The organism is Hirschia baltica ATCC 49814 (assembly GCF_000023785.1).
Taxonomy (GTDB): domain Bacteria; phylum Pseudomonadota; class Alphaproteobacteria; order Caulobacterales; family Hyphomonadaceae; genus Hirschia; species Hirschia baltica.
The window spans coordinates 535,775-558,358 of sequence record NC_012982.1 but is presented as its reverse complement, the minus strand read 5'-3'; the positions used below and the strand labels follow the sequence as shown (position 1 = coordinate 558,358).

25 protein-coding genes are annotated in these 22,584 nt (G+C 46.3%); 8 read left to right on the top strand and 17 right to left on the bottom strand.

The features are described from left to right. Positions 1–164 precede the first annotated feature (164 nt). Genes HBAL_RS02615 through HBAL_RS02605 form a run of 3 tightly spaced genes read left to right on the top strand, consistent with a single transcriptional unit; the run spans position 165 to position 2,056 of the window. Positions 165–1,274, top strand: coding sequence for a flagellar basal body P-ring protein FlgI (locus HBAL_RS02615; RefSeq protein WP_015826376.1), 1,110 nt, complete (start codon positions 165–167; stop codon positions 1,272–1,274). Then, complete coding sequence (locus tag HBAL_RS02610; RefSeq protein WP_015826375.1) at positions 1,274–1,600, top strand: rod-binding protein; 327 nt, start codon at positions 1,274–1,276, stop codon at positions 1,598–1,600. Before HBAL_RS02615 ends, HBAL_RS02610 begins: the two co-directional genes overlap by 1 nt. Positions 1,601–1,603: 3 nt before the next feature. Further along, on the top strand, positions 1,604–2,056 hold the full coding sequence (locus tag HBAL_RS02605; RefSeq protein ID WP_015826374.1) for a hypothetical protein: 453 nt from the start codon (positions 1,604–1,606) through the stop codon (positions 2,054–2,056). A 67-nt stretch (positions 2,057–2,123) separates the two neighbouring features. On the opposite strand, the gene HBAL_RS02600 is transcribed toward HBAL_RS02605, so the two are convergent. From HBAL_RS02600 to trmD, 3 genes are all read right to left on the bottom strand, one after another. After that, positions 2,124–3,737, bottom strand: coding sequence for an AbgT family transporter (locus HBAL_RS02600; protein ID WP_015826373.1), 1,614 nt, complete (start codon positions 3,735–3,737; stop codon positions 2,124–2,126). A gap of 159 nt (positions 3,738–3,896) precedes the next feature. After that, entirely contained in the window at positions 3,897–4,298 is a 402-nt protein-coding gene (gene rplS, locus HBAL_RS02595) for a 50S ribosomal protein L19 (protein ID WP_015826372.1), read from the bottom strand. Between the two features lie 5 nt (positions 4,299–4,303). Continuing rightward, positions 4,304–5,026 carry a tRNA (guanosine(37)-N1)-methyltransferase TrmD gene (gene trmD / locus HBAL_RS02590; RefSeq protein WP_041301340.1) on the bottom strand — a complete coding sequence of 241 codons (723 nt, stop codon included), beginning with the start codon at positions 5,024–5,026 and terminating at the stop codon, positions 4,304–4,306. A 314-nt stretch (positions 5,027–5,340) separates the two neighbouring features. On the opposite strand from trmD, the gene HBAL_RS02585 reads away from it, so the two are divergent. From HBAL_RS02585 to HBAL_RS02575, 3 genes are all read left to right on the top strand, one after another. Beyond that, positions 5,341–7,086: a toll/interleukin-1 receptor domain-containing protein gene (locus HBAL_RS02585; protein WP_015826370.1), complete on the top strand. Its 1,746-nt coding sequence runs from the start codon at positions 5,341–5,343 to the stop codon at positions 7,084–7,086. Positions 7,087–7,271: 185 nt separating this feature from the next. Continuing rightward, entirely contained in the window at positions 7,272–8,027 is a 756-nt protein-coding gene (locus HBAL_RS02580; protein WP_041301338.1) for a glycosyltransferase family 2 protein, read from the top strand. Between the two features lie 12 nt (positions 8,028–8,039). Beyond that, positions 8,040–9,740, top strand: a complete 1,701-nt coding sequence (locus HBAL_RS02575; protein WP_015826368.1) for an APC family permease — start codon at positions 8,040–8,042, stop codon at positions 9,738–9,740. A gap of 1 nt (position 9,741) precedes the next feature. On the opposite strand, the gene rimM is transcribed toward HBAL_RS02575, so the two are convergent. From rimM to HBAL_RS02540, 7 genes are all read right to left on the bottom strand, one after another. Continuing rightward, positions 9,742–10,323: a ribosome maturation factor RimM gene (gene rimM, locus HBAL_RS02570; protein ID WP_015826367.1), complete on the bottom strand. Its 582-nt coding sequence runs from the start codon at positions 10,321–10,323 to the stop codon at positions 9,742–9,744. A gap of 5 nt (positions 10,324–10,328) precedes the next feature. Next, on the bottom strand, positions 10,329–10,838 hold the full coding sequence (locus HBAL_RS02565; RefSeq protein WP_015826366.1) for a GNAT family N-acetyltransferase: 510 nt from the start codon (positions 10,836–10,838) through the stop codon (positions 10,329–10,331). A 121-nt stretch (positions 10,839–10,959) separates the two neighbouring features. Then, on the bottom strand, positions 10,960–11,427 hold the full coding sequence (gene rpsP / locus HBAL_RS17010) for a 30S ribosomal protein S16 (protein WP_015826365.1): 468 nt from the start codon (positions 11,425–11,427) through the stop codon (positions 10,960–10,962). A gap of 56 nt (positions 11,428–11,483) precedes the next feature. Then, entirely contained in the window at positions 11,484–11,783 is a 300-nt protein-coding gene (locus HBAL_RS02555; RefSeq protein ID WP_015826364.1) for a chorismate mutase, read from the bottom strand. Further along, the gene (locus tag HBAL_RS02550; RefSeq protein ID WP_015826363.1) at positions 11,776–12,084 is read right to left on the bottom strand and encodes a hypothetical protein; all 309 of its coding nucleotides are present in this window, start codon (positions 12,082–12,084) and stop codon (positions 11,776–11,778) included. The genes HBAL_RS02555 and HBAL_RS02550 overlap by 8 nt, the downstream gene beginning before the upstream one ends. Beyond that, a complete protein-coding gene (gene ffh / locus HBAL_RS02545) occupies positions 12,084–13,589 on the bottom strand; it encodes a signal recognition particle protein (RefSeq protein WP_015826362.1) in 1,506 nt (501 codons plus the stop codon). The genes HBAL_RS02550 and ffh overlap by 1 nt, the downstream gene beginning before the upstream one ends. A gap of 505 nt (positions 13,590–14,094) precedes the next feature. Next, a complete protein-coding gene (locus HBAL_RS02540; protein WP_015826361.1) occupies positions 14,095–14,844 on the bottom strand; it encodes a helix-turn-helix transcriptional regulator in 750 nt (249 codons plus the stop codon). Between the two features lie 235 nt (positions 14,845–15,079). Between HBAL_RS02540 and HBAL_RS02535 the strand changes: the two genes are divergently transcribed. Next, positions 15,080–15,496: a TerB family tellurite resistance protein gene (locus HBAL_RS02535; protein ID WP_015826360.1), complete on the top strand. Its 417-nt coding sequence runs from the start codon at positions 15,080–15,082 to the stop codon at positions 15,494–15,496. Positions 15,497–15,562: 66 nt separating this feature from the next. Here HBAL_RS02535 and HBAL_RS02530 read toward each other — a convergent pair whose 3' ends face one another. From HBAL_RS02530 to cobA, 7 genes are all read right to left on the bottom strand, one after another. Next, entirely contained in the window at positions 15,563–16,300 is a 738-nt protein-coding gene (locus HBAL_RS02530; RefSeq protein ID WP_015826359.1) for a hypothetical protein, read from the bottom strand. A 335-nt stretch (positions 16,301–16,635) separates the two neighbouring features. Beyond that, positions 16,636–17,379, bottom strand: coding sequence for a phosphoadenylyl-sulfate reductase (locus HBAL_RS02525; RefSeq protein WP_015826358.1), 744 nt, complete (start codon positions 17,377–17,379; stop codon positions 16,636–16,638). Between the two features lie 14 nt (positions 17,380–17,393). Beyond that, the gene (locus tag HBAL_RS02520; protein ID WP_015826357.1) at positions 17,394–17,921 is read right to left on the bottom strand and encodes a DUF934 domain-containing protein; all 528 of its coding nucleotides are present in this window, start codon (positions 17,919–17,921) and stop codon (positions 17,394–17,396) included. Continuing rightward, a complete protein-coding gene (locus HBAL_RS02515) occupies positions 17,908–19,563 on the bottom strand; it encodes a nitrite/sulfite reductase (RefSeq protein WP_015826356.1) in 1,656 nt (551 codons plus the stop codon). Before HBAL_RS02515 ends, HBAL_RS02520 begins: the two co-directional genes overlap by 14 nt. A 2-nt stretch (positions 19,564–19,565) precedes the next feature. Then, on the bottom strand, positions 19,566–20,210 hold the full coding sequence (locus HBAL_RS02510; RefSeq protein ID WP_015826355.1) for a glutathione S-transferase family protein: 645 nt from the start codon (positions 20,208–20,210) through the stop codon (positions 19,566–19,568). Beyond that, positions 20,210–20,530, bottom strand: coding sequence for a DUF2849 domain-containing protein (locus tag HBAL_RS02505; RefSeq protein ID WP_015826354.1), 321 nt, complete (start codon positions 20,528–20,530; stop codon positions 20,210–20,212). The genes HBAL_RS02510 and HBAL_RS02505 overlap by 1 nt, the downstream gene beginning before the upstream one ends. Beyond that, positions 20,527–21,345: a uroporphyrinogen-III C-methyltransferase gene (gene cobA, locus HBAL_RS02500; protein WP_015826353.1), complete on the bottom strand. Its 819-nt coding sequence runs from the start codon at positions 21,343–21,345 to the stop codon at positions 20,527–20,529. Before cobA ends, HBAL_RS02505 begins: the two co-directional genes overlap by 4 nt. Positions 21,346–21,516: 171 nt before the next feature. Between cobA and gcvA the strand changes: the two genes are divergently transcribed. Beyond that, positions 21,517–22,458, top strand: coding sequence for a transcriptional regulator GcvA (gene gcvA, locus HBAL_RS02495; protein ID WP_015826352.1), 942 nt, complete (start codon positions 21,517–21,519; stop codon positions 22,456–22,458). The last annotated feature ends 126 nt before the right edge of the window (positions 22,459–22,584 follow it).

Sequence of the window (22,584 nt, the reverse complement as noted above, 5' to 3'; positions counted from 1 at the left end):
TAAAGTGTTCCTAATACTAACTTAAAAAAAAACATAAATATTAAGTCTTTGTTTTGGGTTCTAGGCCAAAATAGCCTCGAATTCACCATTCGCAACGGTAATTGATATATCGGTCTGTATTGTGGCCCTTTCTCAAATGCCGAAGCACCAAGAAGGACGCTGTTATGAATCGCATTCTCTGCGCTTTTTTTCTAACGCTATTACTCTCGCTCAATTCTTTGGGCGCAGCAGCTGGATCACGTTTGAAAGACATCGTTGATATCGAAGGCGTACGTGACAACCAACTTATCGGATATGGGATTGTTGTCGGTCTAAACGGCTCTGGAGATAGTCTTAGAAACTCCCCGATGACGCGCCAAAGTTTAGAAGCGATGCTTGAGCGTCTGGGGGTAAACACACGGGAAGAAACCCTCAATACAAAAAATGTCGCCGCCGTGATGGTTACGGCTAGTCTGCCAGCATTTTCTACAGCTGGATCCAGAATTGACATAACAGTTTCAGCAATGGGTGATGCTAAAAGCCTGGAAGGTGGTACATTATTGGTAACTCCTTTAATGGGTGCCAATGGAGAGGTTTATGCTGTGGGGCAAGGCTCAGTGGCTGTTGGCGGATTTGCAGCTGGCGGCGATTCTGGTTCTGCACTTGTCCGCAACGTCCCCACAAATGGGCGCATCCCCAATGGTGCGCTCGTTGAACTTGAAGTGCCATATGCACTCAACAATCAAAACAAATTGCGCTTATCTCTGCGCAACCCAGATTTCACGACAGCAACAAGAATTTCATCTGTAATCAATTCCTACATGGGAACAACAGTCGCCTTCGCAATGGACCCAGCGACAGTTGCGCTTAACCGTCCACCAAATTTTCAAGGCGGCATGTCTATGCTTCTGGCAGAAATTGAACGCCTAGAAGTCGAGCCAGATCAACCCGCTAGAATCGTTATCAATGAAACTACCGGTATCATTGTAATGGGTGAAAATGTTCGCGTGTCGCAAGTGGCGATTGCTCAAGGTAACTTAACAATTTCTGTTTCTGAACAGCCAGCAGTATCTCAGCCCAATGCATTTGGCGCAGGTGAAACTGTTGTCGTCCCTCAGACGGATATTGCCGCCAATGAAGATGTCGCTGATCTCGCTTTAATAGGTGGCAGTGTTCCACTTAATGATCTCGTCAATGGACTGAATGCATTGGGCGTTAGCCCGCGTGATATGATTTCTATCCTGCAAGCCCTTAAAGCATCTGGCGCACTTCAAGCAGATATCGAGATAATGTAATGGCAAACCCGATTTCAGGACCACTTGACCTAGGCGCTCTTCAATCAATGGGCATTTCTAAGGATTTTCGCTTTACAGAAGCGCAAACCCGAGAGAAAGCCGAAGAAATGGCGCAGGAATTTGAAACAATGTTCCTATCGGAAATGCTTCAACCGATTTTCAATCAGATTGAAACCGACGGCCCATTTGGTGGCGGGCAGGCAGAGGATGCATTTCGCCCAATGCTCACAGAAGAATATGCAAAATCATTATCTTCGGCGGGCGGCGTTGGCATTGCGGACAAAGTTCTCGTTGAAATTTTGCGAATGCAAGGATTAGAGGAGTAAACCATGGCTATTGCAGCACGTGATGGCGCAGACCGCGCAGAACAACTCATCGCTTTGACAGAACGCTTAAGCACACTCATGGCTGAAGAGATTGAAGCACATAAGGAAAACCGCCTTGATGCTTCTTCCAGAGATTGGGCAGAGAAAGAAAAACTTGCTCATGCTTACCGTTTTGAAATAGCGAGTATCCGGGAAAACCCATCATTATTGGCTGAAGCCAGCCAAGGGCAAAAAGAAGAGCTAAAAACTAAAGTAGAAGCGTTTGGAAAATTAGCCGAGCGCCATGCAAAAGCACTTGCAGCCTCTAAAGAGGTCACTGAAGGCATCGTACGTGCGATTACAGAGGAAGTTGCCACTTCCCGTGCCGCACCCGCAGGCTATGGCCGCGCCGGTGCCATAACAGCTCCTAAAAGTAGTGCTGCACATTCTGGTATTGCAACAAATCTAAAAATTTAATCTTAAACTTACATTCTAGCCGAAGTTAAAACGCCGCTCTGATATAGAGCGGCGTTTTTTTGTTCAATTAATTGGGTAGCGAATACGCTATTGGCGCACCTGGACCCAGGTCCACACCTAGGAATACCCAAGCGACAACTAGCAATAATCCTGTAATCAGCATCCAGATTGAATATGGAATCATCATCGCGGTCAGTGAGCCCAAACCAAAGTCTTTATTCCAACGCTGCGCAAAGATGAGCACAAGTGGGAAATACACCATGAGTGGTGTGATAATGTTTGTCGCGCCATCTCCAACACGATAAATCGCTGTCGCTCCCTCAGGGCTAACACCGAGCAGCATGAGCATTGGCACCAATACGGGTGCTAACAACGCCCACTTAGCACTCGCAGACCCAACAAAGAGATTAAGCGTAGCAGACAACATAACAATCAAACCCATTGCGATCGGCAATGGCAGACCAGAGGCCTCAATCCCAGCAGCACCATGAATAGCGAAAATCAAACCAAGGTTTGACCATTTGAACAAAGCCACAAAATGCGCTGCCGCAAATGCTAATACGAGATAATATCCCATATCTTTCATGCCTTCAGACATCATTGCAACGAGGTCTTTGTGATTCTTCACTGTGCCAACTGCTGCTCCATAAGCCCAACCAGCACCCAAGAACAAAACCATAAAACCACCCACGAGGGATTTGAAGAATGGTGACAAGCGTTGAACAGCAGCACATTGGCCTTCAGCCTCTAGTGCAACAGGACAAGCTGCCTCATCTATCAGCGGTGTACCGGGACCAAAGGTCATAATGAGCCATACAGTCACAACAGCCAATAAAGCTAAACCAGCCCTGCCCAATCCTTTTTTCTCATCGACAGACAATTGCGTTGATGGGTCTTCAACGGTTTCAGCTTCTGATATCCCATTTGAAAAAGGAGTATTTGCCAAACGTGGCTCAATAATTTTATCAGTAACAAACCAAATGACCGGCAGATAGATAAAGGTCAATACAAGAATAAACCACCAGTTACCTGCCACATTCATTGTCCAATTCGGGTCTAGCTGAGACCCCTCAACGGCAACTTCAGTGATTCCAAAAAGCAAAACATCCAACTGCCCCGGAAGGATGTTAGCAGAGAAACCGCCAGAAACCCCAGCAAACGCTGCAGCTATACCCGCAACCGGATGGCGCCCCACCGCATGAAACATAATCCCTGCCAACGGGATCATCACAACATAAGCTGCATCTGCTGCGTGATTAGCAATCATCGCAATCAAAGCAACCATTGGTGTTAAAATGACTTTGGGGGCATTTCCCAATGCTGCACGCATCGCAGCCCCGAACAAACCTGAACGCTCAGCAACGCCAGCCCCCAACATAACCACCAGTACATACCCTAATGGATGGAAGTGTGAGAATGTTGTGGTCATCTCCACCCAGAAACGGGCAATATTTTCACCAGACAGCAAACTTTGAGATGAAACGATAGCGGGATTTCCATCCGCACCAATTTGAGTGGGGTGTTGAGCTGTCAATCCGAAACCAGCACACGCCACCGAAATACCGATCAATATAAGACCTAGAAAGAGAAATATCACAACCGGATCGGGCAGTTTATTGCCTGTTCGCTCGACCCAACCGAGTATTCCACCTACTTTTTCGTCATTTGCAGCATTAGCCATGCATTCCTCCAACAAAACCCCAAACAAGCAGGTTAGCCGTTGAATCCAAAATGGCGCAACTCTCAATATGTAAATCGAGACACAAAAAAACGCCGCAACACATGTTTGCGACGTTTTTTTCAAATTCTTAAAGGAAGGCTAGCTTCCCAGCATCAAAGCCTAAGCTTTTACTTTTTTCTCACGACGCACAATGCCGTGACCAGTTGTACGCTCAACAATACGAGCAGCTTTACCAGTACGTCCACGAAGGTAATAAAGTTTCGCACGTCTAACTTTACCCTTACGCTTCACTTCAATGCCTTCAAGCATTGGAGAAACAACAGGGAATACACGTTCCACACCTTCACCAAATGAAAGTTTGCGAACTGTGAAGTTCTCTTGGATGCCGCCGCCTGCGCGTGCGATACATACACCTTCGAACGCCTGAACACGTTCGCGGTCACCTTCTTTAATCTTCACACTAACACGTAGAGTGTCGCCTGGTGAAAAGTCAGGAATTTTCTTGTCGCCGAGAACGCGTTGCATCTCTTCAGCTTCGAGAGTTTGAATAATGTTGGCCATCGGTATTAGCTCTTATCTTTCGGTCGCGCGTTCGTCGCTGCGTTTAACTTGAAGGAGGCGTATAAATCTGGTCTGCGGGCTTTTGTCAACGCCAAAGACTGATCTAGACGCCATTTGTCTATCTTTTTATGGTCTCCGGACAATAAAACTTCCGGAGTCGGTCTATTTTTCCAGTTTCTTGGCTTAGTATAATGTGGATGTTCAAGCAATCCAGTTTCAAAACTTTCTTGCTCTAAGCTCTCTTCATTGCCTGCAACTTCCGGCAAAAGACGAATACAGGCCTCTGACATAACTTGAGCAGCAACTTCACCACCAGCTAAAATAAAGTCACCGATCGAGATTTCTTCAATGTCATATTCATCTATAACGCGCTGATCCAGCCCCTCAAAACGACCACATAAAATGACCATACCAGGTCCATCCGCAAGCTCACGTACTTTTTGTTGATCCAATGTTTTCCCACGCGGCGACATGTAAATTAAGGGTCGATCTTTAAGATCAACAGAATCGATAGCTTGCGCCATAATATCGGGGCGTATGACCATGCCAGCCCCGCCACCGGCCGGCGTATCATCAACCTGCCTATGTTTACCTTCCCCAAAAGCTCGTAGATCAATAGTCTCGCAAGACCAGATACCCTGTTCTTTTGCACGACCGATAATTGAGACATCCAGCATTCCCGGAAAAGCATCAGGAAAAAGAGTTAGAAAGGTTAGATCAAAACGCATAATTGTCTCTTCGTTGATAACTGCACCTATGTGCAGCCTGTTATATGCGCAATCAACCCCATTAAAATCGGAAACACGTATTCGCTTAAAAATAACGTATCGGCACATCGATTCTCACATTAGGTGAATAGCCTATAGAATATACAGGATTGCTGTATAGTCCGGCCAATTACCAATGAATGACGTGGATAAGAAATTGCGCAATAGTCACATTAAATTCCAGCTCTAATTCATTGTCTTTATTATAAATACGATTTACGGTTATTGAGTATCACGCACAGAAATCAAGTATAACAGGGGCAATTGGGGGGGATATGATCGACACTCCCAGCAACGCATTACGCGTTTACATATGTTGCGCGCAAGCTGATCTCAGTTTTGCGAACGAACTGCTGACTGGATTAACCACGTGCGGCTTCGAAGTCATCACATCCTTTAACCCTGCTTCTCTTCCCGCACCGCCAAAATTAGAAATCGAAGATCGTATTGCCACATCAGATACCGTTCTTTTCATACTGACTCCGGACGCATTGAACGATTCCAAAGCCACATCCGAACTTGAAGACGCATACAATATGGGCAAGCGCCTATATCTCATACCGATCAAGCCGATATCATCTGGTGATGCCCCTGAAGCAATGCTGCAATTACCGTATGTCTCCTTTCAAGGCGACACGAGTTTTGCACAAAACCTCGCTACCCTTGTTGCTAAGCTAAAGACGAACCATTCATGGGTTCAAGAACATACTCGCTTATCCAAAAGCGCGATTAAATGGCTAAATCACGGTAAAGCGCATTCACTTTTGCTTTTTGGACGTGAACTCGATCGCGCAATGTCTTGGCGGGCGAACAAACCTCAAACTTCATCGCACATCACAAAACTGCAAGATGCATTTATTAATGCGAGTTTAGCTGCTTACAAAAACAAATCAGAAAAGAAACAACGCGCTGGTTTTGGAAAATTCGGCTTAACCTTAATAGCCGCAGGCATATGCGCGTGCGCGTATTTTGGGGTTAGCTGGCAAGAAACAAAAAAACTAAACTTTGAGCTATCAGAAAAATTATCGTCCACAACGCAACTCAACAACCAGCTTGAAGCTGTTCAAACCCGCCTTTATGCAGACATGAGACTAGCGCCTTCATCAAATACGGACGGTGTTTTAACACATATTTCAGGTTGGTACCCCCGCGCATCCAGCCATGCAGGGTCAGTCGCTCGCATACAGTTTCCAACGGAACAATCATCAATCCCGCATGACACTCAGTATACAGGTCTCATCATCGCTGGAGAATTGCTGGGCGAAGCCTACCGCGATAAAAATTACATTCTTACGCCGACATTCAACCTAGCTGACTCACCACTCAATGATGGTTTACTCGCTTCTAATTCTCCACAAGCACCGACAGTAAATGACAATGCCAATTTCCATTTTGTTGCAAATCGAACGAGCGAGCGTGTCTTACTAGCTGTGGTTCAGCCATCATCCAATGAAAGTTATGACATTCAACTTCCGGCATTACATGGCTCAAAACAAATACAAGCCATGGGTACTGCTTGGCAATCACAACTTAAAAATGGGGATCGCCCAGCTTTTAGCCTGCATCAAATTCCAGACACACTCCCCACAGGTGCTCGAGCGATATCCATCAGCGATATTGATTGTCAGAAATTTACCCGCATAAAATCACTGGGACGAGCACAAGCAGAGGACTTAAATACACAATTTGAACCAATTGGTATATTTTCACTTGCACCGACCATTCAGCAAAATCAGGATTTTTCGATTCCAAGTAATTTAGGATATGCGACAATAGAAATCTCAAATTTACAGAGTGAAACAGGTCGCAGCCATGTCATCTATAAGCGCGGCACGATCACACCCGAAACGGGTGCTCCTGTTTTCAATCTCACAACAGGTAAGATAATCGCGCTCCACATAGGCGAATCCTCTTCTGCTGAAAATTTTGAAGGGGTTTCTCTTGAAAGCCTCTTAAATGAAGTACGGGCTGACTTGTCATCACCAACATCCAACATCAATTCAATATGCGCAGCCTTCTGATATCCATCACGTCCACCTTTGACCAAGTAAGGAAATGAAGGAATAAGGCTGGAAACACTTCAAATATATATTTTTCTTGATCAAACCGCTCAAATTGTAACCTCACATCCCTTTCAGCAATAGTGAATTGTGCTAATGATTCCACAAACGGACTTCTCTATCCGTGCAGTAAATTATGGTTCATTGTGGCTTCATCTAATCTGAAACTGTCAGTTCTCATTCCCTTTTTTAATGAAGCTGGGAATATCGCGCCTCTTCTAGAAGAGGTGCACACAGTTTTAGGCGGCATTTCATTTGAAGTCATATGCGTCAATGATGCATCTGCAGACACGACTGGCGAAGAACTAGCACAAGCAAAAGAAAAATATCCTGATACAGTTACCGTGCTTACTCACGTCGCAAGAAGCGGAAAGTCAGCCGCTCTATTTACGGGTTTAAAATCTGTCACAGGCGATTGGGTGCAATTACTAGATGGAGATGGTCAAAATGACCCTGCGGACACGCGTCGCATCTGGAATGAAATAATCGCACCAGGTGCCCCTGCTTTACTGGGAATTATCGCAGGCCGCCGAACCAGCCGAAATGACAGTGGATTTAAATGGCTGCAATCACGTGTGGCAAATGGTGTACGTCGCTTTTGCCTAAAAGATGATGCCAAAGATACAGGATGCGGCTTCAAACTCATCCGCACAACAGCATTCAGAGACCTACCTTATTTCGCAAGTATGCATAGGTTTTTTCCAGCGCTAATAAAACGCGCAGGTTGGGATGTGCAGGAAGAATACGTAAATGACCGTGAACGCTGGCATGGCAGCTCAAAATACGGATTTATCTCACGATTGGGTGCAGGAATCGTAGATTTATTGGGCATGATTTGGTTAGTGCGCCGTGGTGGCCAAGGCGTCGCTGCTGAATGGAATGATCCTCGGGCAAATAGATAAGCAGGCATTCCAGTGGAACACTATTCTTCGACTGAAGTGAGTTTTGACCCTCAAAACAGCGAAAATGATCCTGTACGGTCCGCCAATTACGGACGCTTTCCCAAAGAACGCCTCATATATGGTGCAATACTCGGTTATTGTATCCTCCATTGTCTCATTCGCATCTTTACCTCACCTATTCTGACAATAGATGAAGCCCAATTTGCGCTACTCGGTCAGTCTTTCAGCTTGGGGTATGGTTCTGATCATCCACCGCTTTTGTCTTGGATGTTCGCCGGCCTAAAGAATACAATTGGCGTTAATCTTTATTCCATCGCAATTTTAAAATACGCGCTGATGACATTAGGCCTCTGCGCTTATTACAAATCCATGCTGACCATATTTGAATGGATGGATTTTTCAGGACTACTTCATCGTCGATTAGATCTAGCCGCAGCAGCCACAGGCAGCTGGGCGCTCGTTTTCATGGTGGGGTGGAGCAATCATGAAGACCAGATCCCGCAAGTATTAGATTTCACCTTGCTTTCCATCTCTCTTTTTTGTCTGACAAAATCACTCACGAGCAAGGGATATGCATGGTGGATTGCTTTTGGAATTTCTGTCGGCCTAAGCTTGCTCAGCCACTTACATCTGATCTTGTTTCCCCTTAGCCTGATTTGTGCAGCGATGGGCATGAAATCACTTACAAGACCTCATTATGATGCAAATGGCGATAGACTATCACCTCCTGCAATTACATGGGTTCATGTCGGCGTCACTCTTGCCTTCACCATAGCCGTATTTGCATGCCATGCTATGTGGTTGCTGCAAGATGGAGGCCCTGCCAATTCTCTCAATGCTGCGGATTTTGGCTTGGGTGAAAACGTTACCTTCACCACACAAGAAGGCATTAAAGACCTAGTGCTAAGCCGTGGCTTAGCATTGCGGGCATTATTCTTCGCAATGGTAGAATACATCATGCCATTAGGTGTGATTTTCCTATTGCTGTTCTGGCCGATGTGGTTTGCTTTCATTTACCCATTCTTCCCCAAACGGGAAGTTGACGAAGGTCCATTTGAGCGCACTTGGCGTCGCCTATTTTCTTATACATTGAGACTATCCATTGCCTTCCTCAGCATCATCACAATTATAACGGGCCATACGCTCGTGACGATCTGGATGTTGCCTGTATTTTTCGCGCTTCCAATCTGGTTGTTCTTTCAAGTTCAACGTTCTGGCCCTTATTTTATCGCAATGAGAGCTTTGGCAGCTATTATACTCATCTCGATTATCATCGTTCCGATCGCCCGCTTTATTGATTGGAGCGAAGATATAATGAGCTGCACAGAAGCGCGCTGTCATACATATTTGCCAATAGATGAATTTGCACAAAACCTCTCAATGGAAGGGTTTGCAAACGGCACAATTATAGGTGCAGATCCCCATCTCACAGGTAATTTACGCACACAATTCCCAAATGCACGCATATTAGACGCACACTATCACGTTAGTGCCTTTCCAGCTGCGACTGGTAGAGGTGCCTGTTTAGCTGTCTGGAGAGATGAAGACGCAAAAATGCCAAACAATCTCGCAAAATATCTGAACGAAGAACTAGGCATTCAGCAGATAGACAAAACGCCCGGCGGCGCTATTCGCAAAAACCTGATAAACAGTCGCGAAAAACATTCGGTATTATATTTCCGCTTTTTAAAACCGAATAAAAATTGTCGTTAAGTTAGTCTTCAGATGTGTCAGCTTCGTCATCATCTGGTTCATCAATGCGAAGAGCATCGGGCAGATATTGCTCTTCTGGTTTCGCAGTCAGCAATTGAGCTTTGACATCTACCTTGGGAATAATTTCAAGCGTGAATGGCAGCATATAATCCGTACCATGCGGACTTTTTAGCTCTAACAAATCATCCGCACCGAAATTATGTACATTCAGCACCTGACCCAGCTCACGGCCATCTTCATGCACAACTTTAGAGCCGATTAGGTCTTCAAAGTAAAATTCATCTTCTTCTGGCTCTGGCAAAGCATTACGAGGCACATGCAGCAGCACGCCTTTCATCGCCATCCATTCTTCACGTTGACGATTTTCTACAGGCCAAACGACAAAGCCATCCTTATTTTCCTGATAGCTTTTAGCTGTAAAAATCACATCGCCATTCTCATCAAGCAATGGCCCATATGCAAAACAATCTTCCGCGACAACAGTGAAGGAACGCACACGCACATGACCACGCACACCATGCGCACCGCCTATTTGGGCGACAACGACAAGATCCAAACTTGCTTTAGACTGTTCATCACGCATTGAGATTATTTTTCCGGATTCAAAGTTGAACGCACTAGCATCACAACTGTCTTACCTTGGTCTGGGTGATTTAACTCACCAATTTCTTCAAATCCAAGTTTTTTGTGAAAATTGAGTGAGATCTCATTCATCGGCTTGATATTGACTTCCGCCGCAAGTTTTTCGGCACCTTGTGCTTCTGCCATATCCAACGCTTCTGAATATAGCGCTAGCCCCACACCTTTTCCGCGACCTTTTTCAGCAACAGCGATACGGTCAACATAGAGGAAATTATCAAGCGTTTTTTCAAACCATTGATAATTCGCGCTCGCATAATCGCGACCTCTCACCATCAAAACAACAAAACCAAGTCGCTCACCTGTTTCATCTTCAGCAAGCAGCACGGCATGGCATTTTGGTTCTAAATCGACATAGTCTTCTCGCGTCAGTGAACCGACGGCTGGCACATTTGCTTGGTTTAAATCAACAATCCAGTCGATATCTTCAAGTTGAGCTTCGCGGATGTTCAAATCCATTAAGTATTCCAATCAACTAAATGCTCCTCTTTCCGCAAAAAGGAAAAGAGGAGCATAGTGCCAAATAGGTATTCAAAAATAAGCCCGACCCACAAAATAGCAGGGCTTATTCCAGTGTAATTTATTCAGATGCAGCTTCTTCAGAAGGTGCTTCTTCTGCAGGAGCCTCAGCAGCTGCTTTAGCCGCTTCTTTAGCAGCCTTAGCGGCCTCTTTTGCTGCTTCTTTAGCTTCTTCTTCAGCAGCTTTACGTGCTTCTTCTTTTTCTTTTTTCTCTTCAATACGTTCCTGAGCTTTTTGACCAGGTTTCGCTTTGTTTGGGTTGTTTCCGTGTTTCCACTCAACAAGGCCAGCTTCAGAGATAAAACGTGCTACACGATCAGTCGGTTGAGCACCTTTAGCCAACCATTCTTTGATTTTGTCAGCATCAAAACCAACGCGACCTTCATCATCTTTAGAAAGAAGTGGGTTGTAGTGACCTACTTTTTCGATGAAACGACCATCACGTGGCATACGTGAGTCAGCAACAACGATGCGGTAGTAAGGACGTTTCTTAGTACCACCACGGGCAAGACGAATTTTTAGAGCCATAAGTTATCTCCTAATTTGGCAATATATGTGGTCAAGAATTGACCGATTTTTGTTCGCTATTTGCGAAACTGTTCGTGGTGACGGATCACTTCCGTCACGATGAAATTTAGAAACTTTTCAGCAAATTCGGGATCAAGATCCGCATCCTTTGCCATTTGACGTAAACGCTCTATCTGTGCCGCTTCACGGGCCTTATCAGATGGTGGCAGATCATGGTCGGCTTTTAACTTTCCAACCGCCTGCGTACATTTAAAGCGCTCGGCCAGCATATGGATGACAGCATTGTCGATATTGTCGATGGATGCCCGCAATTTCAACAATTCTTGAGGGGCATTCACCTGCTTTTCTTCAGACATTACCGCCCTCCCAATCATGTTTCAGCGCTCTCAATGCAAAGGAACCCAAGACGAGAACCGCAGTGATTGAGCCCATGATACCAATCGCCATTCCAGCTAAAGATTGGGGATCAACGCCGTTGCGCATAGCCAAAGGCGTGATCACCATTGGACCAAACATAAAGCCCAAGAATATCGAACCAAAAATGACAATCTTAGACGACAATTTTGCTTTAAAGCTCGCACCGCATTTAGGACACTTACCCTTGAGAGCAGCACCGCCCAAATCATGCTGGCATTTCTGACAAAGGAATTGGGTCATTACTTCTTCTTGCCCCCGCGAGGACCGCCAAGACCGGGTAAACCACCCATGCCGCCCGGCATACCACCCGGACCACCAAGGCCAGGCAGACCACTACCCATTTTACCAGCCATGTCTTGCAATGCTGCTGAATCCATCGCTTGACCACCCGGCACACCGCCTTGGCCCATCGCGCCCATGGCTTTTGCCATTTGCTTCATGCCGCCCTTGCCCATTTTCTTCATCATGCCAGCCATTTGCTTGTGCATTTTGAGAACTTTATTGACTTCGGAGACATGCACACCGGCACCAGCAGCCACACGTTTCTTACGTGAGGCATTTAAAAGTGCTGGCTTTGCGCGCTCTTTAGGGGTCATAGACAGAATTATTGCTTCTTGGCGCTTGATCACTTTGTCATCAAGGCCTTGGGAATCCATAGCTGCTTTGGCTTTTTTGGCACCGGGCATCATACCCATAATACCGCCTAGGCCGCCCATGCGCTGTAGCTGACGAAATTGCTCGGCCATATCTTCTAGATCGAAAACACCTTTGGCCATTTTTTCGGCCATGCGTTTGGTTTTTTCTTCGTCCAGTTCAGCGGCAGCGCGTTCCACGAGGGAAACAACATCACCCTGCCCAAGAATACGGCCAGCAATACGGCGCGCATCGAAAACTTCTAACCCGTCAGATTTCTCACCTGTTCCAAGAAACTTGATCGGCAAACCTGTTACGGCACGCATAGAGAGAGCCGCACCGCCGCGCCCATCACCATCCATACGTGTTAAGATAAGCCCCGTCAGCTTCAAACGGTCGTTAAAGCGACGCGCAGTCTCAACAGCATCCTGCCCCGTTAGCGCATCGGCAACGAGAATTGTTTCAGCTGGGTTGGCGAATTCAGCAACTTGCGCAGCCTCACCCATCATTTGCTCGTCAAGCGTTGTGCGACCAGCCGTATCAAGGATAACAACATCATAGCCACCAAGCTTGGCTGCATTGACAGCGCGCTTGGCGATATCGACCGGCATTTGGCCATCAGTGATAGGCAGCGTATCAACTTCGATCTGCTCACCTAAAACCTTCAGCTGATGCATCGCAGCTGGACGATACACATCCAAAGATGCCATCAAAACCTTTTTACGGTCATGATTTTTCAGGCGTCGAGCAAGTTTGCCTGTTGTGGTCGTTTTACCAGAGCCTTGCAAACCTGCCATCATGATGACGGCTGGAATATTATCAATGCGAAGCCCTTGGGCTTCTTCATTGCCGCCAAGCATTTCAACCAAGCCATCATTTACGATCTTAATGACTTGCTGTCCCGGCTTCACAGAGCGGATAACATCTTCACCAACGGCTTTAGGCTTAATATCGGCAATGAATTGCTTGACGACATCAAGCGCAACATCAGCCTCAAGAAGAGCTACACGAATTTCACGCAGCGCAGACGACACGTCTTTTTCAGAAAGGGAACCCTTTCCGGTCAGGCCATCAAATACGCCCGAGAGTCTATCTGTTAGCGCGTCAAACATGCGCGATCTCCTTTAATTCTATTGGAATGATGCCGGTTTTAACCATAAGGCCAAGATGGCGTCACTCGCCTTTCCTTGCAACAGTCACGCTCCTCAATTGCACGCATAAAACGCGCACAAAGCAAGTTAACCCCGCTGGGCGCTAGGCGCTGAGCGAGGGTGCTTATGCTGGGCTCATCTGATGAAACAGGGTCGTCCCAGATCAAGGCGCAGGTATAGCTACGCGGAAAGATCGTGGTGTTTAGGCGCAAAGGCATAGAAGAGTCAAGGTTGAGACAATTCAACACATTCTCAAGACACTTCATCACCCGCTATATGGATTTTGGTTTGAACCAAATAAAAATACGGCCAGCTAATTAGCTGACCGTATTAAACACGAATATAATGTGCTTGTTGATAGAACACGAATATAGTGTGTTCCTTACGTCCCATTTCAACCCAGAGGTACGCTATATACAATATAGCTAATTGCAAATAAGTCGCAACCTATCAAAATTGATAGGTCTTATATAAAATTCAATCGGATCGCTTTTGCGACAGCATGAGCGTTTGTTGTCGCTTTGAGCTTATATCTAGCATTTCGAATATGCATATTCACCGTGACTGTCGCGATTGAAAGTTCATCTCCAATTCGATCCGGCCGCAGTCCTCGCGCCAGAAATGCCAGACAATCTCTCTCTCTATCAGTTAGTGGTTCTATGCTATATAATAGATCAGCTATGGATTGGGACAGAACTTGGTTCATGAAGTTCATAAAAACCAATATTTCACTCGCCCCAGCTTCCCAGACCTTCAGAAACTCTTTCTCACGCAACTCTGATGCAACCCCAATACCCGCCGGTGGCTTATTATCCATCGGCAAAGACCCTAAAGGAATAACACACCCATTTTGCCAATTTGCCTCAGCAGCGTCTCTTAAATATTTTTCTTCATCGCTGGTAAGCACTTGCATTTTTTTTTGGAGTTCATATCCGACCAATATTGGCGTTGGTCTTTCTTTGCGTAGTTCCCGAACAGCAAAGTCAACTTCTTCATATTTTTCATTCATATAGTGCTCAGCCCAATCGTCACTCATTGTCGAAATGAATTTAAGCGGGGCATCAGCTCTAGAGAAATTCAACGTGTCTAGATATCCAAAATTAAAAGACCAGAATCCTTTATTCTCAACAAAACCTTGAATAGCTTTCGTTATTTCTTCCTGACTTTTGGCGGACTGCAAACGATCACAACCATCCATGAAAGTTTGACTAAACATGGTATTCACGGCCTTCTTCACAACAACAGACGTCGAATACCAAATAGACTAGCTCAAAAATGAATAAACTCAATTCGATATTTCCATCAAAGTCACACACTGTGCAGCTGCGATAAAAACATCATCTTCATTTTTAGCAAAAAAATTAAAACTCTTTTTTCTTCAATTAAGCGAGCATTAAAGAGTCTGATGCAAATTAGGGTCATAGGCACACACACTATTGAGGTTCCATTAGATGCTACCATCTAAATTTAGAATGTCTGCAGCTACCCTTCTCATGGGTTTGATCAAAGCTGATCAAACAATCAATGATCAAGAAGTAGACGCAGCCTATGATTACCTGAACAACTTAGGTTCTGATGAACCTGAGCGCCCGTGGGCACCCGGCGATAATGCTGCTTTGGGTCGCACATCTGGCAACCGCCTAAACGAAGCCTTGGGGGCCTTGCGTTATTCTCCTGAAGAAGACCGCATGGACCTTATGGAAGCACTCTGGCATGTCGCTGCTGCGGATGGAAACATCCACGAAGCGGAAGAGGAATTCGTCGCTAGCGCTGCTGAAGCACTCGACCTTCCAAAATCTGTGGTTCAAATTATTCGTCCAGCAATGGGTGATGCTAATTTTGAAATCGCACCGCGTCTCAGCGCCTAATTACAGCGCTTTATTAGATTATGAACACGCCGCCTTAGACCTTATGTCTTGGGCGGCGTTTTTATTTCACTCTCCAACCTGCCCCAAACTAGGTGTTTTTAAGGATGTTGGTGCCCCCCATTGCAATGCAGCTTCACGTGCAGCTTCATTTTTGGGGCGCGGCACAAGACCAGATTGAGTCGCAACCACTTCATAGACAGCTCCATCCGCCATTGGTGCATAAGCACCATTTCCGTATATGGCATCTACAGCTTTGAGGTTTTTGAAAATTTCATTCTTGCGAGACAATTGATAGATATCGAGTGCAGCAGATGTACCCACAGGTGATAAATCAAAAGCTTTTGGGGGCGCGTTGTTTTCTTGATTCACTTCATCAAATCGCCCTTGAAGACGATCTAAACGAAAAATAGCATCATACCCGGTAACATTCGCCCAAGGTTTCCACTTCAGAAAACGGGCATCAACACGAAAAGCATCTCCCGTCAGTTCAAAAATGACAGGTTCACCAAAGTCTTCGCCTTGCCCAGTTGGCACGCGCATCGTCGCCGTAAATGCTTGCGGACTAGTTTGTGAAAAAGTAATTTCTGCGGCCGGACGCTCATAGGTTAAACGTGCATAAGTCTGCAAATTCATACCCGCCAAAACAGCCACAGCTGTACCGGATAGAAAGACACCCCCAAACAGGAAACGGCTCAGACCGGAAAACATCTTGAATCGGAATAAACGACCTAAGCCGCCGCCAACCATCAACACACCAATAAGCCCTGTTAGTGCTGGAATCGCCCACCAAATTGAAATATTCATCACAGCATTACCCCTTTGATGCAGCAAACTAACGCGCCCATGGCCAGCTTGTTCCAAGACATGCAGAAATTAACCTGTCATTAACTTGGTTGTTCCGCTCTTAACACGTGATGAATGGATTAGAACAGTCAGATTCATGCCATGAATGAAAAACGGGACTAAATTTCACCTCGATAGCAAACAAAATCAATCTAAAGATGAATATTTCAACGGAACATAACCCATGCCCCATTCTCCAAATTTTACTCTAAAAAGCAGCCTTAAAAGTAAAAAGCACATCCGAACCAAGTTCGAACGTGCTTTCTAACCGCTCATTGTAAGGAGCCTCAAATGCCCTAGAAAGGACGAGGACGCCCATTACCTTTTTCAACGTGTAGGCCGCATTCGGTTTTATCCATACCCGCCCAGCGACCTGAACGAAGATCATTTGGATCTTCAGCAGGCTGCGTACATGGCCAACATCCAATTGAAGGATATCCCTGTTCTAGCAATGGGTGACGCGGTAAATTCCGGTTTTTGAAGAATAATTGCACATCTTCAGGTGTCCAAGACGCGAGTGGATTCACTTTATAGCGACCAGCTGCAAATTCAAACACAGGCAATTGCATACGTTCACCACCATGAAAACGCTTCCGTCCAGTGATCCATGCATCATACCCATGCAAAGCAGGCTCTAGCGGTCGCACTTTGCGAATTTCACAACACACATCTGGATCGGTTTTATAAAGATCGTTTTTTGGATCTTCGATCAAGCGCTCTTCTTCATCAGGATGAATAGTTTTCACACCTGTTAGGCCGAGAAATTCGACCAAATCATCACGATATTGAAGTGTCTGATGAAAGTGCATGCCTGTATCAATAAAAAGAACAGGAAAAGATGGGTCCACATCCGCAATCAACGCCAACATCACAGCGCTTTCCGCACCAAATGAGGACACATAACAAATGCGTTCACCAAATTCGCGCTTACGCGCAGCACGGATGATGGTCTGTGCAGACGCATCTCGTAATTCTTTATTCAAACGGAACAAGCGATCTTCGCGTGTTTCATTCGCAGGAATGGTTCCAGTATCGGCCATTAAAGATAGCCTCCTTATTCTGACACCGTTTTTGAAGCCGCATGACGACGCTCAAAAATGGGGACAGTTGCACCTGACGTGCGTTGATATGCATATGTGAAATCGGAGATCGCATCTTCGACCACATTTGACGCTTCACCTGAAGTGGGTTCAAAAACGAAACTGTCAATACCACAACGCGCCATTTGATCCATTTGATCACGCAAAACCTGCCCAATCGCACGCACTTCACCTTTAAACTGAAGGCGGCGGCGCAAAAGCTGAGCCTGAGAATAACCGCGACCATCTGTGTATTTACCAAATGTCACCTCAACCAGAGACAACCGGTCAATCACATCCGTCAACTCAAGCGCATCATCAGCTTCGCTTAAGCGCACCCCAATGTCGCCATTGCGCGCAAGAATCGCGTCTTTCTCAGCTTTAAAGCGCTCCAAAGATACACATACAGGTCCGTCCGTCGGAATAGCTTGGCCTTCTTCAACACACACAAAAGCATCTTCAATAATGCCAGCTTTGCCGTTCTCGAATTTAACTGTCGGCATAAAGAGCCTCCTTGAATGGCTCAGCGCCAAGGCGCTCCAGCGTTGAGATAAATTTTTCGTCAGATGCTTCACGAATTTCCAAATATTTCTTGGCCACACGTTCCAGCGCCGGCGTCACTTCTTCATAGCGAAGTCCCGGTCCTTGAATGTCTCCAATACGTGCTTTTTCATCAGCGCGCCCACCAAAGGTGATTTGGTAGAATTCTTCACCTTTTTTATCGACGCCTAGAATACCGATATGGCCAACATGGTGGTGACCACATGCATTGATACAGCCAGAAATATTGATGTGTAGCTTACCCAATTCGCGGTCATATTTGGAAAACATGTTTTGGATTTCCATCGCAACCGGAATCGAGCGCGCATTCGCAAGGTTACAATAATCAAGCCCCGGACAACAAATCAGGTCAGAAGCCAAATCCACATTATCAGCCCCAAGACCAGCATCATCTAGTGCAAGATAGACATTATAAACTTCATCCAATTTCACATGTGGCAGCACAATGTTTTGAATGTGGGTAATGCGTAAATCATCAAATGAATATGCTTTAGCAATATCAGCCACAACTCGCATTTGAGCTGATGTCGCATCACCCGGCGCGACATTCAACGGCTTCAATGAAATAGTGACAGACGTATATCCATCTACTTTGTGCGCAGACAAATTCGTCTCAGCCCATTTTGCAAACGCTGCATCATTTGCTTTGGCTTCTTCAAACGCTTTTGAGTCAGCTGGCAAAGTTTCAAATGCTGGCGCTTTGAAATAGTCTGAAATACGATCAACTTCTTCTTGCGGCAAACGCACTTTTTCTTCGTCGCGCTGCGCCGCAAATTCGGCATCCACTTGTTGGGTAAACACTTCAGGTGTCAGCTCAGTGACCAAGATTTTGATACGTGCTTTATATTTATTGTCGCGGCGACCATGCAGATTGTAAACGCGCATGATAGCTTCAAGCCAATCAAGAATATCATCCTTGGCAACCCAGTCTTTAACCGTGGTTCCAATGACCGGCGTACGGCCAAGACCGCCCCCAACAATGATTTCAAACCCGACTTCACCCGCACCATTACGCTTCATGTGCAAGCCGATATCGTGCACACGAATAGCTGCACGGTCGTTCTCAGCCGCTGTTACTGCAATTTTAAACTTGCGCGGCAAGTGCGCAAATTCAGGATGAAAAGTCGACCATTGACGGATGATCTCACACCAAGGGCGTGGATCTTCAATCTCTTCAGCTGTCGCCCCAGCAAACTGATCCGTCGTCACATTACGAATACAGTTCCCAGATGTCTGAATGGCGTGCATTTCAACATTCGCCAACTCTTCCAAAACAGTTGGGATATCCTTTAGCGCAATCCAGTTGAACTGAATGTTCTGACGTGTCGTGAAATGGCCATAGCCTTTATCATATTTCTCACCGACATCCGCCAATGTGCGCATTTGTTTGGACGACAACTGCCCATAAGGAATTGCAATACGCAGCATATAAGCGTGCAATTGCAGATAGACACCATTTTGCAAGCGCAATGGTTTAAAATGGTCTTCATCCAATTCGCCAGATAGACGACGCGCAACCTGACCTTTGAACTGGGCCACGCGATCACGAACCATTTGTTCGTCAAATTCATCATAACGGTACATATTTATTCGTCTCCGTGGGAAAGTTCAGGATGGGCATGTTCAAGCCCTAAATCCGTTTCAACGCGTGCTACCCAGCGGCGCACAGCGGGAAATTCATTAATATCAAAGCCACCTTCATGCGCCCAGCGTGTGTATGCGACACACGCAATATCGGCCAAAGATAGCGCTTCACCGACAAGATAGTCAGAGTAATTAAGCTGCATTTCCAATGTTCCAAGGGCGCGTCGCCCTTTGGCCATTAACTCAGGATCAATCTCGTCATCGGCTTGTTTTAGGTACACTTTCTTAAAACGACGCACTGCAATCGCAGGTTCATGCGTGTATTGCTCCCAAAACAACCAAGACATCATTTGCGCCCGTTCAAAGGCTGAATCTGGGATAAGGTCAGATCCTGCCTCTTCCGCAAGATAAAGCATTATTGCGTTAGATTGAGGCAAAATGCGCCCATCCGGCCAGCGCGCCAAAGGCACTTGCCCAGCAGGATTGATCGCTAGAAATGCTTCTGAACGCGTATCACCTTTTAACAGATTCATTTCCACCCAATCATAGGGTGTTTCTGTCAATTCAGCGACCCAACGAGCCTTCAGGCAGTTGCCGCTTATGCTATCTCCATAGAGAGTCATTTTAGAGATATTACGAGAAGGCATTATGCGTCTCCAGCCTGACGCCCATATTGGGGGTGACATGTCGGACCATTCGCACGAATGCTCTCTCTTAGAGTTTCGCGCCCGATAATCTGACCATCTTCTGAGACTTCCATCAAATAGGGGTCATTTGCACGCGTTTGATCTTTAACAGCTAAAGCCAATGCTTCATCTGCGGCGTCATGCGTCACGATCTCGGCTTCTGACACTTTTTGCGTCCAGTCACCAGAGGCGGTGCGATAAATCGTATAACCATTTGGCGCATCCCAAGCCGTCACAAGTTTAGGCACTTCAGGTTTTAGTTTTGGACGTACAGAACTCATTGCACTGCCTCCCCAGAAAAATGTTGAAATTCAGATTCAGCCAACGTTCTCAAACCAAGCGCTGAAACCTCACCAATAACCAAAAGCGCTGGTCCGGCAATATTATTTAATTCGAGCAAATCAGGCAGGCGCTCTAACTGCCCATACACAACTTTCTCATCAGCCCGCGTACCATTCTCAATGATTGCTACAGGCGTTGATCCATCACGACCAGCACGCATCAATCGGTCTGTAATAGCCGGTGCAGTGCCAACGCCCATATAGACAACGACAGTCTGATTAGCGCGCGCCAGAGCGTTCCAATCAAGATCAGGTATATCGCCTAATTTCGCATGGCCAGTCACAAATGTAACCGACTGAGCATGATCACGATGCGTCAAAGGAATTTGGTGAGCCGCCGCACATCCAAGCGCTGACGAAATACCCGGCACCACTTCACAAACAATGCCTGCTGCCCTTAACGCCTGCACCTCTTCGCCGCCGCGCCCAAAAATAAATGGGTCACCGCCTTTAAGGCGCACCACACGCAAGCCAGCTTTCGCCGCTTCTATAAGTTTCACATGTATTTGCGTTTGCGGAACGGAATGGTCGCCTTTGGATTTCCCCACAGGCACACGCACCGCATCCTCAGGTATCAAATCCATGATATCAGCACCGACAAGACGGTCATAAAAGACAATTTGCGCCAACTGAAGGCGCTTCAATGCCTTGAGCGTGAGCAATTCAGCATCACCTGGCCCTGCTCCTATTAGACAAACTGATCCACTCGCAAACGATTGAGAATGAGACTTGTCCACTTTGGGAGAATGCGTCATAGTTGAACCCTTTAGTTTTGCTCAAGACTTAAGCGCTTTAAGCCCGCGCAAAACAGCCAATACTTTAGAAGGGTAAATACTATCTACCCTACATCACAGACCATAAGTGGCGCCGTCTGCGCTCCGTTACAATGCAATTGAGCTAAGCTGAAACATTAGAGCATCTTCACAATGACTGAATCTGATAACCCAATAGACCGTCTTCCGCCCCTAAATGCGCTTCGCGCTTTTGAAGCAGCAGCTCGCAGATTGTCATTCACGAAGGCAGCAGAAGAGCTAAATGTAACACCCGGTGCGATTTCGCAACAGATCAGACACCTAGAAGAATTTGCAGGTGCACCATTATTTCGCCGCACAGGACGTCAGGTTTTATTGACAGATGTCGGTGAAGCCACGCTACCTTTGCTGACCAATGCGTTTGAACAATTGGCCGAAGCTACACATGTATTGCGTGCGCCAAAGCGCCGAAACCGTTTAATGATTTCGTGTGCCCCGTCTTTTGCAGCAAAATGGCTGGCGCACCGGCTGGATAAATTTCAACATCTCCACCCCGAAGCAGAAGTCTGGGTTTCAGCAGATATCGCTGTTGTGGATTTTGCAGGCCCAGAAATTGACCTCGCAATTCGGTATGGCGGCGGAAATTATGACGGCCTACGCATCGAAAAACTAATGTCCGAAGAAGTTCTGCCCGTTTGCTCACCTACACTTTTAGAGGGTGATCACCCGCTTCTCACCCCAGCTGACCTTAAACATCACGCGCTTTTACATGATGAAAGCCCTGAAAATGACCCATCCTGCCCAGACTGGGCAAGCTGGCTGGCTGCGCGCGATGTTGAAGGGGTCGATTCCTCTCGTGGCCCGCGCTTTAATCAATCAGCAGTCGTCGTTGATGCTGCCGCCTCAGGGCGCGGCGTCGCACTAGCAAAAAAAGCAATCGCGGCTGGCGACCTTGAAAGCGGGCGATTAATTGCCCCGTTTGCAGACGGCACAAATGAAATAGATTTTGCATATTGGACTGTTTGGCCACGCGGCCGCACCCAATCGCCAATTGCACGCGAATTCATCAAATGGATCAAGGAAGAAGCACAATCAGATCAAGTCGTTGGTGTATAGTTCCTAACACACTTCTTCATAAGCGAATCTCATAGACTCTCGACAATTTATGTGAAATCCGTTTCAATGGTTTAACGATTGATTAAGATTAACCTTCTGGACACTTCGTGCTAGTGTGCGAGCGTG